The 16,195-nt window shown below is 43.3% G+C and carries 12 protein-coding genes and 1 pseudogene; 6 read left to right on the top strand and 7 right to left on the bottom strand.

Annotated elements, in window-relative coordinates:
- Nucleotides 1-62 precede the first annotated feature (62 nt).
- Together SHAL_RS14715 and SHAL_RS14710 are read right to left on the bottom strand one after the other, a co-directional pair.
- Entirely contained in the window at nt 63-629 is a 567-nt protein-coding gene (locus tag SHAL_RS14715) for a DUF1415 domain-containing protein (RefSeq protein WP_012277920.1), read from the bottom strand.
- A gap of 20 nt (nt 630-649) precedes the next feature.
- Entirely contained in the window at nt 650-1,243 is a 594-nt protein-coding gene (locus tag SHAL_RS14710) for a LysE family translocator (RefSeq protein ID WP_012277919.1), read from the bottom strand.
- A gap of 792 nt (nt 1,244-2,035) precedes the next feature.
- Here SHAL_RS14710 and SHAL_RS14705 point away from each other — a divergent pair.
- The 3 genes from SHAL_RS14705 to SHAL_RS14695 all read left to right on the top strand — a co-directional run bounded on the left by SHAL_RS14705 (nt 2,036) and on the right by SHAL_RS14695 (nt 6,232).
- A complete protein-coding gene (locus tag SHAL_RS14705; RefSeq protein ID WP_012277918.1) occupies nt 2,036-4,966 on the top strand; it encodes a M9 family metallopeptidase in 2,931 nt (976 codons plus the stop codon).
- A gap of 187 nt (nt 4,967-5,153) precedes the next feature.
- Nucleotides 5,154-5,726: a DUF4136 domain-containing protein gene (locus SHAL_RS14700; RefSeq protein WP_012277917.1), complete on the top strand. Its 573-nt coding sequence runs from the start codon at nt 5,154-5,156 to the stop codon at nt 5,724-5,726.
- A gap of 86 nt (nt 5,727-5,812) precedes the next feature.
- Complete coding sequence (locus tag SHAL_RS14695; protein WP_012277916.1) at nt 5,813-6,232, top strand: DUF2541 family protein; 420 nt, start codon at nt 5,813-5,815, stop codon at nt 6,230-6,232.
- A gap of 190 nt (nt 6,233-6,422) precedes the next feature.
- Here SHAL_RS14695 and SHAL_RS14690 read toward each other — a convergent pair whose 3' ends face one another.
- The 4 genes from SHAL_RS14690 to SHAL_RS14680 all read right to left on the bottom strand — a co-directional run bounded on the left by SHAL_RS14690 (nt 6,423) and on the right by SHAL_RS14680 (nt 11,161).
- On the bottom strand, nt 6,423-7,241 hold the full coding sequence (locus tag SHAL_RS14690) for a DUF2797 domain-containing protein (protein WP_012277915.1): 819 nt from the start codon (nt 7,239-7,241) through the stop codon (nt 6,423-6,425).
- Nucleotides 7,242-7,466: 225 nt separating this feature from the next.
- A complete protein-coding gene (locus SHAL_RS23295) occupies nt 7,467-7,628 on the bottom strand; it encodes a hypothetical protein (RefSeq protein WP_190273605.1) in 162 nt (53 codons plus the stop codon).
- Between the two features lie 356 nt (nt 7,629-7,984).
- Entirely contained in the window at nt 7,985-9,748 is a 1,764-nt protein-coding gene (gene adeD, locus SHAL_RS14685; RefSeq protein ID WP_012277914.1) for an adenine deaminase, read from the bottom strand.
- 12 nt (nt 9,749-9,760) lie between these two features.
- Complete coding sequence (locus tag SHAL_RS14680; RefSeq protein WP_012277913.1) at nt 9,761-11,161, bottom strand: NCS2 family permease; 1,401 nt, start codon at nt 11,159-11,161, stop codon at nt 9,761-9,763.
- 392 nt (nt 11,162-11,553) lie between these two features.
- On the opposite strand from SHAL_RS14680, the gene SHAL_RS14675 reads away from it, so the two are divergent.
- The 3 genes and pseudogenes from SHAL_RS14675 to SHAL_RS23480 all read left to right on the top strand — a co-directional run bounded on the left by SHAL_RS14675 (nt 11,554) and on the right by SHAL_RS23480 (nt 15,341).
- The gene (locus SHAL_RS14675) at nt 11,554-12,213 is read left to right on the top strand and encodes a TetR/AcrR family transcriptional regulator (protein ID WP_012277912.1); all 660 of its coding nucleotides are present in this window, start codon (nt 11,554-11,556) and stop codon (nt 12,211-12,213) included.
- 552 nt (nt 12,214-12,765) lie between these two features.
- Entirely contained in the window at nt 12,766-13,986 is a 1,221-nt protein-coding gene (gene alr / locus SHAL_RS14670; protein WP_012277911.1) for an alanine racemase, read from the top strand.
- Nucleotides 13,987-14,592: 606 nt separating this feature from the next.
- Nucleotides 14,593-15,341: pseudogene (locus SHAL_RS23480) on the top strand (GGDEF domain-containing protein).
- Between the two features lie 137 nt (nt 15,342-15,478).
- Here SHAL_RS23480 and SHAL_RS14660 read toward each other — a convergent pair.
- Nucleotides 15,479-15,979, bottom strand: coding sequence for a glycine cleavage system transcriptional repressor (locus SHAL_RS14660; protein WP_012277909.1), 501 nt, complete (start codon nt 15,977-15,979; stop codon nt 15,479-15,481).
- Nucleotides 15,980-16,195 lie beyond the last annotated feature (216 nt).

The raw sequence follows: 16,195 nt of genomic DNA, 5'->3' as shown, positions 1-16,195 counted from the left end.
GTCCTAAATCTTGATAAATAGTTGCTTGGCTACAACAAACATGTCGTAGCCATTGGGTAGTGTTATTGGCTTTTCTTACAGTGCGCAAGCAGTTTCACAAAGAACTCGCTGCCTTTACGTTCGGCAAAAGCAATATTGCGCTCAGGGATCGTTTCCGGCTCATCATAAGTGGCTAACGCTAACTCCATGCTCGCCTCGCGAATAATGTGCAAGGTCGGGTAAGGAGAGCGGTTGGTATAGTTGGCAGCAGAGTCTTGCGGTTCATCTTCGAAGCAATAGTCAGGATGAAAACTCGCGAGCTGATACTCACCTTCATAGCCTTGCTCGATCAACAAATCATTTGCGATATCAACCAAGTCTAAATAGAGATAAAAGCCTTCAAAGCCACGGGGCAAGATAAACAGTGTCGTTTCAATCTCTGTGTGCTCATCTAAATAAATACACTCATCAATCAGCGCTTGAAGTACATCTTGCATACGAGCTTCATCAATCACCGCGTAGCGAATGCTAGCCTGTTCGACTTCACGCCTAGCAAAAGGGCAGATGTTATATTTCATAATCACCTGCTTTACCCAGTTTTCGGTTTCTGTCGCGTAGGCTTGTAGTTCTGGATCCATTAACTGAGTCATCGGGTACCGCCTTTGAAGGGTTATGGCCGGATCATAGGTAGGATCGATAGCACAAGCAAGAGCGCCATGGTGACATTGAAGATTTTCTGTTGCTTTTGATTCTTTAATATTCGCTTTAAGGCGACACCAAACCCTAACCAGACTAAGGCGCTGGGGACCGCGATGAAAAAGAAGACTAAAGAGATGGTTAGTACTTGTGGCGCTAATGCGTGGCTCATGCTGGTAAAGGTGGCAACAGCGCCTATTCCCATGATCCATGCCTTAGGATTGACCCATTGAAAGGCAGCGGCTTGCATAAAGGAGAGTGGGGCGACAGTGTTTTTGCCCTTCATCTTGGCACTGCTATTGGCAATTAACCAAGCCAAATACAGCATGTAGCCGATCCCTACGTATTTAATAATAGTATGTAATACGGGGTAAGTTTGAAATATTGCACTTAAGCCCAAGCCTATGGCTAACACCATCGCCGGAAAACCGATACAAATACCACTGAGATGCGGGAGGCTACGCTTAACACCAAAGTTAACCCCTGAAGACATCAACATAATATTATTCGGGCCAGGGGTGATCCCCGATGAAAACGCAAATAGTGCAATAGTTAAAATAAGTTCCATAACTCTAAACCTACAAAGGACCCTGTAAAAATGAGCAAAAAGCAATATAAAGGCGATATTCTATCGTGATAGCCGAGTAAGAGAAAAAGCATTATTTAGTCTATTGACCCAGTATGGGCTTATGTTATAAGCCATGCCTTTTTGTTATATGAAAGTCATTAAAGGTTGATGTTGAATATTTAGTCAATAAAACCAGTTTATTAGGCTTGGAAACGACGCGTTTAATTGTAGATAATAAATTTTGACATCGATAACTCCTCAATAAGACAAGAGGGGCAATATCGCTTTCTAGCTCCCTCATACTTACAGCTTGTGTATCGAAAATATAGCAAGCTACTCCATTTTTCTTTATCCACCTAAGTACTGCAAACCCATCATTAACCTGACTTTGGCACTGTTTATATCGGCTCTTTAACTGTTATCTGGCTTTTTAGTACTAAAGAATGACTCGTTATTGGCTCCCCTTTATATCGCAACTCTAGTCTTCTTTTAGACTTGTCTACAGCTAATAAAGTCATTAACGGCTTAGTCATTTTTTTGACTCTTGAATGTTCATTCACCACAGACGCTTTAAGTTGCATAGTTACCGATGGTTGCGGTTTTTTTATGCTTGATTGTGGATATTGTATAAATTATAAAGCAACTTATCTTTTTAACAAAGGATTAACAATGTAGGTGTGATGCAATAATAAATGCGATAACTAAACCAATAAGTAAACCAATACTAGTCCGCTTATCACTTCCCTGTATTAGGTGATTTAAGGAGAGAGTCGCAAACAATTGGAGTTAAATATGTCAACAGATCCAACTAAGCCACAAATACACACTGGTAAGTTTAAAGTTCACGCTTTAGCGCTTGCCTGCTCAGCTATTCTTTTTCCCGGTACTGCATTCGCGACTTCTGAGGTCGCACCGACGGCCAAAGAATCATCAAAGGCCGCTCATGGTAAAGAGCTGCAGAGCCGCTTTGAAAAAGGCGCTAATATTCCAGGCCAGCAGAAGAGTGCAGAGAAAAACCAACGTCAGCATCCGATCAAGGGGAAAGCTGAAAAAAAGATTGAAGGGCCGATGGGAGCATCTGGCCCGACAGCTGAAGCCGAAGACAATATGTGTAGCAGTGAGTTAGCCAACCTAAGCGGTGAAGCGCTGTTTGATGCCGTTAGACAAGCGGAGATCTCATGTATCTCTGAGTTGTACTCTAGAAATGATGCCGTCTCGGTTGCCGCCTATCAGACAGAAAATGTGGTTTCAGTTGCCAATCAAGCAGCCGCTATTGCAGCAACCTATGACAGCAGCACAGGTTACGAAATGCGTAACCTGTTCTACTTCTTGCGCGGTGCATTTTATATTGAGTTTTACAATGATGATTTAGCTTATAGCGACACCCAAGCCGCAGATGCGGTTTATGCTGCGTTAGTTGAATATGCGAAGAATCCAAAGCTTTTTGAGATCACTCCTTCTGCGGGTGATACTTTGATGGAGTTCTTTACATCGTGGGCGAGCAGCGATCACATCCTAGAGAGTGTGCCCGTGATCACCGATTACTTGCAGATGTTTAACGCAGACTTTCTTGCTAGCAATCGCCACCGCGCCGCAATGACGAGCGCATTAACCACGCTTTACTACGGAAGCTGGGAAGAGGCTTACAACAGCAAAGCCATGGAGCATGGCGAGCTAATCGATGCGCTACTGAACATTGCCACTGCTGATTATATTATTAACTCAGACTACCAGTATGAGTCGACCGATGCCTTTCATGAGTTTGGTCGCTTCTATGAGTATCAAAAGTACTGGGATCTTCCGCAAAGCTTGAAAACGCGCCTCAATGACGGTGTTGAGCTGTATATGAGTAAGTTTGAGCGCATGTCTGCACAGTGGGCTGACGGTGCAGGTTACTTAGATTATTACAATCCTGGTGACTGTGAGCAGTTCGGTATTTGTGGGTGGGAAGAGGAGCTTGAACAAACGGCTCTACCAATCAATTACAGCTGTAGCGATACCATCTACATTCGCGCCCAGCAGTTAACCAACGATGAGCTCCAAAGCTCTTGCGATCTTATGGGCGGTGAAGAGACACTATTCCATGACGTGCTTGCAACGGGTTATCAGCCAGTAGCCGATGACTTGAATGAAAGCCTAGAAGTGAACATCTTCGACAGTTACGATGATTATGCCCAGTACGCAAGTGTGATTTTTGGGATCAATACCAACAACGGTGGCATGTACTTAGAAGGCACGCCCTCTCAAGAGGGCAATCATGCACGCTTTATTGCTCATGAAGCCACCTGGACTGACGAGATCTTGGTGTGGAACTTAAAGCATGAGTATGTACATTACCTCGATGGCCGTTTTAACCTTTATGGCGCGTTTAACTACTTCGATATTGATACCGGCAAGTCGGTATGGTGGACAGAAGGCTTGGCTGAATATATCTCGAAGCAAAACCGTAATGACGGTGCTATCGAGTTGGGGCGCTCACAGGCTTATAGCCTAAGTGAGATTCTCTCGAATACTTATGATAGTGGTTCTGACCGAGTCTATAGCTGGGGCTACTTAGCGGTTCGCTTCCTATTTGAAAATCACAGAAGTGATGTCGATGCACTATTAGTGCTAGCTCGTGGCGGCGATGCTGATGGCTGGTTAGCCTATATCGATAATACCATTGGCCAGAACTATAACAGCGAGTGGAACACCTGGTTGGCGTCAGTGAGCAGTAATGATGACTCAATCAGCACAGGCATTACTCCGCCAGTTGACTCTGATGGAGATGGTGTTATTGATAGTCAAGATGCCTTCCCGCATGATCCGAGTGAAACTCATGACACTGACGGTGATGGTGTGGGCGATAACGCCGATGCATTCCCAACCGATGCCAATGAAACAGTCGATACCGACGGCGACGGTGTCGGTGACAATGGCGATGTGTTCCCAACCGATCCAACTGAGTGGGCTGATTCTGATGGCGACGGAATTGGTGATAATGCCGATACCGATGGGCCTGTAGACCCTGTTGATCCGGTAGAGCCTGTCGAGCATTGCGGCGCGATATCCATTACCGACGGTAAGTTAACACAGGAGCAGACTGAGTGTGTTGCAGGTAGTGATATCAACTACTTCTACACCTATGTTGAACAAGATAACACACCGCTTTATATCACGACATCGGGTGGTGAAGGTGATGTTGACCTGTTCTTCAACCAAGAAATTTGGGCCAAGCCGTCAGCTTATACCGCTAAAGCGACAGCAGCGGGTAATGACGAACAGCTAAACGTTATCGCTAACCGAGGTTGGGTATACATTAGCCTTGTGGCAACTGCTGAGTATGAAGGGGTTAGCTTAAGTGTGAGCTTAACTGATGGTGGCGATACTGGCACGCCCCCTGTGTTAGTGGCTGATGCGTGTGCGACACAATCTCCTTATAGCTATGGTGGTGTCGAGTTCGGTGAAGCCGTCTGTATTGCAGACGGCCACTCAAGCTACTACTTCTATGTTCCGGCGGGTACTGAAGAGATTAGCGTAGCCAGTGGTCATGGCAGCGGCGATGTGAACCTTTATGGCAACAGCCAAACATGGGCTGGAGTCGACTCGTATGAGGTGAAGTCTGAGAGTAGCGGTAACGTAGAGAGTCTAACCATTGCCACACCTGTGGAAGGTTGGTACTACATCAGTGCCGATGGCGCACCATCGAGTGAAGGTGCAAGCCTAGTGGTTGATATTAAGTAAGCTAGGATATTAAGAACAATAGTTCGATTATCAGTAACCAAAGCCGACTCCTAAAGGGTCGGCTTTTTTTACATTAAAAATACCTTAGTTAAATTATCTTTTACGGTCGACAGCACCTTATGAGTCAGGTTAGGTTAATGTTTCAAGTGTTACGCTGGATCTGGATAATAAGAGGGAATTTCAACCTATGATTAAAAAATATGTCTTACTGCTATTAACCGGGTTAACGCTAATAGCGGGCTGCAGTACCACCGATAGCGTTGAATCTGAGATGTCCGCAACGCGAACGACTATGGTAACGACTGGCGACCTGAGCTTACTCAGTCACTCCACAAAAGCCTTTGCCTGGCACCCTAATATGTTTGCGGTTCACGCTAGTGATGAAGTGGATAGCCAAGCTGTGATCAAGCATATGCAAGCCGCTATTGCTCAAGCGATGCTGGCCAAGGGATACCATTTAGCCACTGCCAATGAGTTACCGAGTGTATTGGTGGGTTTTGGCGTGGCGCTTGAATCTGAGATGAGTGATAAAGAGATCTTGAAAAGAGCGGGCTTAGTCGCAGGTTTATCGACCGAAGGCATTGATAAACACTATGAAAAGGGCTCAGTATTGGTTGCGCTATTTTCTCCCCATAGCCCAATGCCGGTATGGCGCGTTCTTGCTCAAGGGTTTACGGATTTAGATAATAGTCCACTACAGCGAGAAGAGCGATTTGAACGTTTGTTATCCGCTATGCTCAAGCCTGTACCAGCTATTTAGTGTTAAAGTAAACTGGAATAGGGGAATATTTCTCAATATTGCCACCGATACGTATTGGTACCATTCTAGGTTCATAAGGATATTAAATGATTTTACGACTCGTTAACGTCGCTGCATTGGTATTAATCATGTTGGGCTCGTCAGCGGTACAGGCAAGTGATTGGGTTCAGATCAGTGAAAAAACGGTTAACTATAAAACGGAAACCGATACTGTAACCCCCAAGAAGGCTGAAAAGCAGGTTAGTCATATAAAGCTTAAATGCGTTCAAGGCACAGTTAATATGCATAAAATCATATTGATTATGGCTGATGGTAATAGGAAAGAGGTCGATAACTTAGGCGTATTGACCAAGGGCTTATCGAGCCGCAGCATTAGCGTTCCCGATGGCGATCTAAAATCCATTGAGTTGACCTACGATAGTGTCGGCAGTCAGACACTGGGAGTGGTCGGTGCGACTAAGAAGGGGAAGTTAAAGATAATGGGGCAAACCACAAACGATGGTTAAACAGTATGTTTTTATCGCCCCCCTTTGATATAGAAAGAAAAAGGCCCTGCAATTATTAATCACTAATTGCAGGGCCTTTTTAGTTAACGCTATGGGGTAAATTATTGACTCAGCAAAGCTTTAGTTAAAGCTTGGCTTTCCCTAAAGCTCTGTTTACCCTTAAGTTAGCTCTTTATCTTAAGAAAAAGGGCTAGTAATTCACGCTCACTTCATAAGAGCCAAATTTGCGCACATTAATCACCCCAGTATCGAAGATCAGGTATTGGCCTTTTATGCCTTTTAAAATACCCGAGACCTCAGGGTTTTTATCGAAATTATGTGAGCTTATCTTAGTTGGAAACTCACTCACTGGATAGTTGATGGTTTGAATCGTCTCATCGAGCTGTGATACCGCAAACTCGCCGTGTTCAGCGGTGATCTCTTTAAGACGCTCGGCTATCTGCGGGATAAGGGTTTCAGCCTGCTGTTTAAGGTCAAGATCATCGGCGTTGCCCTTGAGCATCGTGCGCCAGTTAGTCTTGTCGGCAATCATCTTAGCCAAGGCGGTTTCAACTAGGCCCGAAAGCAGACGGGTCTCAACCTTAAAAATAGGCAGGCCTTGGGTCGCGCCTTGATCTATCCAACGAGTCGGCAGCTGTGTATGGCGGGTAATACCGACTTTGACGCCTGAGGTATTAGACAGGTAAACATAGTGCGGCACGAAGCAGTTAGCTTCACCCCAAGATGGCTCACGACAGGTGCCTGCTGCATAGTGGCAAGTTTCTGGCTTCATGATACACATATCGCAGCTCGCCAGTTTCTGCATACACACATAGCAGTGGCCTTGTGAGTAGCTCTTCTTAGTTTTCTTGCCGCAGCTACAGCAGAAGATGTTACCAGTATGAGTTAGCGTAAGCTGCTGGCCAATGAGTAGGTTCAGATCCAGTAGTTCTTCGCCAACGGGCAGTTGGTATTGCACCACATGGTTTTCATCCAAGTGGCTGCGCATTTTTCTTAAGGTTCCAAGCATGACATTTCATTTTTTATCGGTGTTTGCACTATTCTACCAGATTGTTAAACCCGCTTTGGAATGGTTTTTTCGATTGCTAACTTGGGAATGCTCCCAAAATATTTTTACCTTTGAGTAAAGGTGTACCTAATCGCCTGTAGCGAGGTATGTGCAGATACTGCTGAGGCACGGTGAGTAAAGCGAAGCTTTGTGTTACGAACGGAAGCATGGATGCTGAACTGGCTCTTAGATATGGATATCGTTGCAAGTCCGTCTATCTCCATGGACGGAGGAAATGCCAAATTCAGTATGGAACTGAATTGGCCCTGTAAGCTCGGCCATGACATCTGATGTGAACAGATTCACAAATGCCGCGGTGACATAGACGTCATAGAGTGGCTTTGTCATCTAAGCCTGCAGTTGTATCTACACTTGATAATTTGAGCCTTCATTTAGACCGTTGAGGTTTGATATCTAAGCAAATAACCAAGACACCTTTTGAAACCTATACTGAAATGAGTGGTGCACTTCTACTTTGAACAAGAGAGTCTTAGTTTTATTCATTAAATTATGGCTGTCTTAGTTTTATTTAATCTTAGTTTTATTTAGTCTTAGTTTTATTTTCAGCCCTAAACTACCTACTTCAGTAGGTGGGTTCTTTACATACCGAGAGCTCACATGCCTTAACTGCCATAAAATGACGAAGGAAACATCATAGTTCATCTAATCCCGCCTTTAGGAAGGCGGGATATGTTTTTCCTATATCAACTGTCCACTCGTAGACTGACAAACTTAAACTGATCGACATCGAATAGGCCTTTGACCGTCATCTTAAGCGATGGGATCACGGGTAGACTAAGGAAGCTCATCTGAACAAAGGGCTCACTTAAAGAAACGCCAATGGCTTTCACTGCCGTTTTTAGATCTGAGATCTGCTCAGCGATTTTTTCTGAGCGCTCTAAACTCATTATTCCGCCTAAAGGCAGCATAAGATCGGCTGTTACTTCACCTTGTTGCACCACACAGAAACCACCACCAATCTCCAGCAGGTGGTTCACCGCATGAGCCATACTTTTCTCATCGGCACCTATCACCACAATATTGTGGGAATCATGGCCGACACTGGTGGCGATGGCTCCTTGCTCAATATCAAACCCTTTAACTAAACTCAGTGCAGGGGGGAGTTGATGTCCGTATCGTTCAATAACAGCAAGCTTGTTCACACCCGGTTCGGCAAAATGCTGGCCATCAAAATGGCAAACAAGGTGGTTAGTCAGTAACTCATCTTTCACTACACCGATGACACGATACTCTCCCTCTTTTAAAGGGATCGTTAACTCAGCCTCCGTGATAGGACGATGCTTAACTGTGTTATGAAGCGGAGGTGAGGATGCCTCGAGCTTTGCTTCTAATTCACTTTCTAGCGTTAACTCATCAACAAACTCACCAGCGATCAATACTCGTTGAATGTCGACTGCATCTAGTGTTGATACTAGGTTTATATCGGCTCGATATCCGGGCGCGATAAGCCCGAGGCGACGCAAGCCAAAATGTTTGGCAGCCGACCACGATGCGACTCGATAGGCTAAATAGGCTGGTATATCATGCTGTTGAATTAAACGTTTCACCATGAAATTAATATGACCTTCATTGGCAATTTCATGGGGATTACGGTCATCGGTGCATAACAGACAATATGGTGAACTAAAGTCAGTGATTAGAGGCGCTAGGGCATCTAAATTTTTTGCCACGGAGCCCTCCCGCATAATTACCGCCATCCCTTTAGCCAGCTTCTCTTTTCCTTCCTCGACATTGGTTGTTTCATGGCAGTTCTGTATGCCGCATGCCACATATGCAGACAGAGATAAGCCACTGAGCAACGGGCTATGACCATCAAGATTAAGATTATTAAAGGTAGTGAGCTTATCCTGCATAGCTTGTTCGCCATTGATCACTGCGGGATAATCCATTACTTCAGCAAGACCAAGCACATGCTTGTGCTCTCGGTATGCTGCCATCTCATCTAAGCTAAAATCACTTCCATTGATATCTAATCCGGCAACTGCGGGTACGCAGGAGCTAATCTGGACAAACATATTTTGGTGCATGGTTTCACTACAGCGCAGAAACCAATCTATTCCCTGACGACCCATTACATTTACCAATTCATGAGGGTCACACACGATACTTGTGGTCCCTAGAGGCAAGGTCGTACGCTCAAACTCAAATGGCGTCATGGTGGAGCTTTCTACATGCATATGGGCATCAATGAACCCCGGCACTGCAATTTGCCCATGACAGTCAACAACCCGAACAGCAGCTAACAAGTCAACCTCTTGACCTACTGCAATGATATGCCCTTTATCAATCAGAATAGGTCCTGGGATCACCTCTCCATTAATAAGATCAAGCAGAGAAACATTGGTTAATTTAAGATCGCCGAGTTGCTCCAGCCGCAATACCGACAGCATATGCTGCAGTGACTGAGGATCAATTTTCTGTGTGTGTTTATCCATTAAATTCGACATCAGCGTTCCTATTTAGTGGCCATCAACAAAGGCAAACTTAAAGATAAATAGTACTGCGACGATAGCGACTGTGGGGTGAATTTCACGCCAGCGATTGCTACCAAGTTTCATCACACAATAGGTAATAAACCCCGTGGCGATCCCCTCTGTGATAGAGAAGGTGAAGGGCATCATCACACAAGTGATAAAGGCGGGGGCAGACTCCGTAATATCGTCCCACTGTATCTTGGCAAGCCCAGAAGACATTAAGATCCCCACATAAACCAAGGCTCCAGCCACAGCATAACCAGGCACCATAGCGGCAAGCGGAGAGAAAAATATAACGACAATAAACAACAAACCCGTCACGACGGCGGTCAAGCCTGTGCGGCCTCCCGTAGCGACTCCCGCCGAACTCTCAATGTAGGCCGTCACGGTAGATGTTCCCATATAAGCTCCCAGAACGGAGGTTGCAGAGTCTGTCATCAAGGCTTGCTTCATGCGAGGAAAGCGGCCTTTGTCATCTGTGATACCAAAATTTTCCGTTACCCCTATCATGGTACCTGAACTGTCGAACAAGCTGACTAACGCAAAAGAGAAAATGATCCCCATTAGGGCGATATCTAGTGAGCCCAAAATATCTAATTGACCAAAAGTATTTGAGATATTAGGTGGAGCAGAGACTATACCTGTGTACTCAACATCTCCCATTAGCGCCGCAATAGCCGTAACCACAGTAATAGAGATCAATACAGAGGCGTGAATACCCCGCGATGAAAGAATAACAATAATAAAAAAGCCCAGAGCACCTAGTACACACTGCAGTGAACTTAAATCACCGACGGTAATAAGCGTGGCAGGACTCGCCACTACAATTCCCGCATTACTGAAGCCAACAAGGGCAATTAATAAACCAATACCACTGGGAATACCTATCCTCAAGCAACTTGGAATATTACCTAATATCCAAGCACGTATACCAAACAGTGACATTAAGGTAAAACAAACCGCTCCCCAGAAAATCGTGCCCATACCCGTTTGCCAGCTAATCCCCATGCCAACGACCACAGAAAAAGCAAAAAAGGCATTGAGCCCCATGGCTGGTGCCAGCGCAATGGGTAGATTAGCGATTAGCCCCATGGCGATACAACCCACAGCACTGATTAGACAGGTCACCACGAAAACTGCGCTGGCATCCATTCCTGCCGCCGCAAGAATTTGAGGGTTAACAAACACGATATAGACCATAGTCATGAACGTCGTGATGCCGGCAATAATCTCTGTCGATATCGTCGTATCATGAGCTGACAGTTTAAATATTCGCTCAAAAAATCCGGTTTTTATATTTTGAGCTTTCGCGGTATTGACTTCGGAACTGTTTAATTGTTCAACTTCTTTAGTCGGGAGTTGCTGTATGTTGTTTGATGTACTCATGAATAATTCCTTTTCATCTTCAATCCAACGAATTCCGAGTCTAATCCTATTAAGTTAAACATACTTTCAAGTGTGTTTAGCACTCGCTAAATAATTAATACGATATTTAGACGCCAGAAATATAGCTAATATTATTTTAATGATTCTTGGGTATTGTACGAATTAGACGAATGCGGATAGAGTGATGTAGATCGTATTTCACCAGTTTATTATTCCGCAAAATAGGCACTTTGATGAAAATAGAAGGTATTAACTTTTCCTTCTTTATAGAAGAATTTAAATAAAAGGTATGCAAAGCATAAATATTTATGTTCATATAAAGTACAACAGAAAGTTAACCTTATACCAAGTGGTATGACTAACTAGGCCGATATCTTAACTTAGGAAAAGGTATGGAGACGAAATCTAAAACCCGTGGTAGGCCTAAGCAAAGTCCAGTACACACTCCATGCCAGCAAAATATATTATCCGTTGCAAGACGCTTATTTTTAACATTTTCCTATAGCAAGGTGACGACCCGTAAGATTGCAGACGAAGCAGATGTTGATGTCGCACTCATAGGCTATTACTTTGGCAGTAAAGCTGAACTTTACAAAGCCGTTTTCGACGACATATATGCCCCTTTTTTTGAAAAGCTCAACCAGTTAAAGCAAGCATCTTCAGAGATAAATACCATCGAAGAACTGTTTATGACTATATTCAACCTCGATATTGAACATCCAGAGTTATTAAGTATTATCTATAAAACGCTTGTGCTTAATGATGGTCCTAAACGAAATTATTTTAATAAACAAATTCTTAATTATACCGATACTTTCCATGTGAACATTTTTGCTAAATTACAGCGTGATGGATTTATCGATAAAAACTTAGATGTGGAGCTATTAAAAGATAGCTTTAATGCCTTGGTTATGATGCCATTTTTCTTTTACTCACTAAAAAGTAAAGACTCATCTAAAGAGGAAATAACAATCTATTTAAAAAACTTATATAAGCAAAACATCAAATTATTCCTACACGGGTGCACTGTCGATCCTATCCCACATCGGTAGCTACACATTAATTACACATTAGTTACTCTCTGACACCTTAGCAGCACGATAATGAGTCTGACTCTGCATATTGCCCGCTGATGCCTATTGGGATCGCCTTCAATCAGTGATTAAGGCATATTTGTCTAAAAACAATTTAGCTAGCGTAGAAAAGATAGGGCAGGGCTAACTCTTTCCCAAACGTTAACTTCACCACGAAGCGCTCAGTTTCACGGATCTTACAGATGTGACTAAATATGGCTGGCTATGATTAATACTTATTTTTCTGAATCTGTCATATTTGACATAATGTAACCCTGACTCAATCTTAAGTTAGGTTGTCAGTGTCTCTGAAAACTGACGTTGTTCCTGTAAATAGAATGCTATTTACTGAATAATTGACTGGGAAACATGTGCCTGAGCGATAAATCTTAGCGGCTTCATAGTTGGAATGTGCTCATTTATGCTTAATATGTGCATAATTACAGGTTTTGTAATATGTTAGATCTTCACCACAGATATGGTTGAATAGCTAGGCTATAGTACGTTTTTAAATCTATCAATCAATCACTTATGAAAACCAAATACACTATTATTGCAATGTTTGTAGCATCAATCGGCTCTTTTTCTACGGTAGCCGCGCCATTTTTACCCAGCGATGGGGTTTCACCGGTTGAAGCTGTACAAGCAGCAAATAGTTGGTTGGAAGTTAACCTTACGCAATTTGATTCCAATATCAAAGAGCTTAAAAACCACATACAGTCTAATGTCAAAGTGTGTGCCATTATGAAGGCCGATGCCTATGGCAACGGTATTGCGGGATTGATGCCGACCGTTCTCGCCAATAACATTCCTTGCATTGGGGTGACGAGTAATGAAGAGATACGTATCGTGCGGGATGCAGGTTTTAGGGGGAGTTTGATCCGTGTGCGTTCGGCTTCTATCGCAGAAATTAGCGACACTTTACAGTACGATGTAGAAGAGTTTGTGGGAGATGCCAATCAAGCAACACTTTTGTCTGCTATGGCCGCAAAGCTAGATAAACCACTCAAGGTTCATTTAGTTTTAAATAGTGGTGGCATGGGGCGAAATGGCGTAGATGTCAGTACTCAATCGGGTTTGAACGAAGCCGTACAAATTGCAACAACAGCAGATCTCGACGTTGTTGGCATTATGACTCACTTTCCTAGTTATGATCGTGATGACGTATTGGTGAAGTCAAAGTCGTTCTACAATAGTGCATTAAATATCATCGAAGAATCGGGCCTTAAACGTGACTCAGTAACAATCCATTCTGGTAACTCCTACGTGGCGCTGAATGTACCTGAAGCCCATTTTGACATGGTTCGTCCTGGTGGCGTGCTATATGGCGATCAACCTACCAATCCTGAGTTTCCATCTATTGTCACTTTTAAAACTCGTATAGCGAGTTTGGTCGATCTTCCGAAGGGGGCGACAGTTGGTTACGATTCGACTATTAAATTAGAGAGAGAATCACTACTTGCTAATTTACCTGTGGGTTACAGTGATTCTTTCCCTAGAAAAATGGGTAATACAGCCGATGTGTTAGTTAATGGTCAAAGAGCCAAAGTGATGGGGGTCATATCGATGAATACCTCTATGATTGATGTCACTGATTTATCTGGCGTTAAGGAAGGCGATGAGGTTGTTTTGTTTGGATATCAAGGTAAAGAAAGCATCTTAGCGCCAGAATTTGAAAAAAATGCCGATGTTATATTTCCTGAAATATATACTCAGTGGGGTCAAACAAATCCTCGAATCTACGTTAAATAATGACCTTCTAACCTTCACACTCAATACTTGTGTTCTTATACGCTAGTAAAAGCCTGACTTAGCATAAGTCAGGCTTAAGGCTTAAGGCTATAGGTTATCTAGCACCACATCGTCATCTAAGCCATGAAGTGCTTGAGTCAATAGTTCTTCGTGGTGAACTGCTTTTTGAAGACTAGATAGTCTTGATTATGAGTCAAAAAAGACTGTTCGGTCACGTGCCGACCTGGCTTGCCATGCGTTACCAAGAATAACTTTCACTAAAAATCATCGAGCCGCCGATTATTCTAAAGTCGGTGCCTGTCATTAAGCCGTGGCATAAATCAAACTCTAACGATCCTAGCCATATTAGGTTGCGAAATAGAGTAAAACGGATATTGCTGGTATAAATAGGTCTGTGGCTCAAGAGTTGTAGATTACTGAAAAGTAATTATAAATACCACACTGTTATGAGTTGGGGTATCATCCCGTGCCGCAGAGGTCCCCCCTTATTTAGGTGTTTCTGTTAGTTACCTCTTATTTAGTTGCCCTTGTTGGTTACTCTTTATTGGTTAGCCACTTAATTGGTTGTTGCCAGTTGTTATCGCAAGCCTGGCGGAATTAATACACATGATTATAAATGTTTTGCAAAAGCTTGGGCGGCTAAAAATAGTCATTCTTATTACTATCGCTTCGATTTTAGTGTCTGTTTTTATTACACTCTTTACGTTTCACGTTGGTCTGGGTGAGGCTGCATCGCATATTGGCATTTTTTTGGCCATCGTTATCCCATCGATCGTCGCGCCACTTGCCTCATGGCAGCTGATAGGCTTGCTGATGAAAATTGATCGTCTTGAAAAAGAGATGAGGCGGCTGGCAACAATTGATCCTTTGACAGAACTCTTAAATCGGCGAGCATTTTTTCATGATGCTGAAATATATATTAATTGTGCCAAACGAGAGCTGACAAACTTGTCGGTCATCGCGCTTGATTTAGATGCATTTAAGCATATTAATGACAGTTATGGGCACTCTACGGGTGACCAAGTGTTAACACATTTCTCTGCAACCCTTAAGGCGAATAGTCGAAAATCTGATCTCATTTGTCGCTTAGGTGGTGAGGAGTTTGCGTTGTTACTGCCCAGTACATCTGAAAATGAAGCCTATGTACTTTCTGAGAGACTGCCCAGGCTATTAGGGAGTCGGATATCAAACATGAACAGTCATTGATAAAATATACTGTCAGTGTTGGCTTAGTATCACTGCTACCATCAAAAACGGATAATATTGAAAGCCTGCTTAAAAAGGCTGACCAGTCTCTGTATCTTGCTAAAAAAGCTGGTAGAAATTGTACTGTGATCTTTGATAACTCATTATAACGCCAAGCACGGTCATTCTGATGAACGTCGACCATAGCAATATTTTTGCGATTCTTTCTGAGTGCTTCTCTATGAAAGCATTAACATAAGCCTGACTTAAGCATAAATCAGGCTTGTGTTAAATACCGATTGTTAACTTACACTGATACGTTATCTAAGACGACATCATCACCGATGCTGTGTAGCGCCTGAGTCAATTGCTCTTCATCGTGATCACCTTTCATACTCACATTAAAATCGGCTCTAAACAGGGCTATTCCCGTATGGCTAGCGCTCTCGTAACGGGTGCTCATGTGCTCGATGTTGATCCCTAGCGCACTTATTTTATTCGATATTTCGTGGACTAACCCCGGTCTGTCATAAGCGACTAGAGAGTAACTAGCGTGTTTGTTTTTAGCTTGTGGTTTACTGGTTTTGGAATAGGTTAAGGCTACGCCCTCTAAAAGCTCTAGGCTTTCAATGAGTTCGTCCCATTGACCTGCAGGCACCTCTAACAGCAAAATTGCAGCAAAAATCCCATCGATATGACGAAGCTCAGAATCTAACCAATTGCCTCCATGACGACTAACGGCATGGGCTATTTGCTCAACTAAGCCCTCCCTATCCTTTGCTTGTAAGGTCACTAGGTATCTTAACATTTGATATTACTCCATTATTTATCATGCCAATTAGATTGGATTTGCTAGGTCATACAAGGATTTTCCGTCTAATATAGCCAACGTTTAATTTTGACTGCTAAGTAAGTCAACCTTTGTAACACTAGTGTCATTTTTGCGTCATATAATACATCACATAAATGGCTCGTACGCAAAATCAGCTTTAAAACATTAGTGTTAGCATAGTCGTTAATGCAA

It is taken from the genome of Shewanella halifaxensis HAW-EB4 (genome assembly GCF_000019185.1).
In the GTDB taxonomy this organism is placed as follows: Bacteria; Pseudomonadota; Gammaproteobacteria; order Enterobacterales; family Shewanellaceae; genus Shewanella; species Shewanella halifaxensis.
Note: the sequence above shows the minus strand (reverse complement) of the source record. Positions and strands in the feature narration are given on the sequence as shown.

Coding starts and splice junctions, on each gene's coding strand:
- SHAL_RS14715 (WP_012277920.1), bottom strand. CDS start 629: ATGACTCAGTTAATGGATCCAGAACTACAAGCCTACGCGACAGAAACC.
- SHAL_RS14710 (WP_012277919.1), bottom strand. CDS start 1,243: ATGGAACTTATTTTAACTATTGCACTATTTGCGTTTTCATCGGGGATC.
- SHAL_RS14705 (WP_012277918.1), top strand. CDS start 2,036: ATGTCAACAGATCCAACTAAGCCACAAATACACACTGGTAAGTTTAAA.
- SHAL_RS14700 (WP_012277917.1), top strand. CDS start 5,154: ATGATTAAAAAATATGTCTTACTGCTATTAACCGGGTTAACGCTAATA.
- SHAL_RS14695 (WP_012277916.1), top strand. CDS start 5,813: ATGATTTTACGACTCGTTAACGTCGCTGCATTGGTATTAATCATGTTG.
- SHAL_RS14690 (WP_012277915.1), bottom strand. CDS start 7,241: ATGCTTGGAACCTTAAGAAAAATGCGCAGCCACTTGGATGAAAACCAT.
- SHAL_RS23295 (WP_190273605.1), bottom strand. CDS start 7,628: ATGACAAAGCCACTCTATGACGTCTATGTCACCGCGGCATTTGTGAAT.
- adeD (WP_012277914.1), bottom strand. CDS start 9,748: ATGTCGAATTTAATGGATAAACACACACAGAAAATTGATCCTCAGTCA.
- SHAL_RS14680 (WP_012277913.1), bottom strand. CDS start 11,161: ATGAGTACATCAAACAACATACAGCAACTCCCGACTAAAGAAGTTGAA.
- SHAL_RS14675 (WP_012277912.1), top strand. CDS start 11,554: ATGGAGACGAAATCTAAAACCCGTGGTAGGCCTAAGCAAAGTCCAGTA.
- alr (WP_012277911.1), top strand. CDS start 12,766: ATGAAAACCAAATACACTATTATTGCAATGTTTGTAGCATCAATCGGC.
- SHAL_RS14660 (WP_012277909.1), bottom strand. CDS start 15,979: ATGTTAAGATACCTAGTGACCTTACAAGCAAAGGATAGGGAGGGCTTA.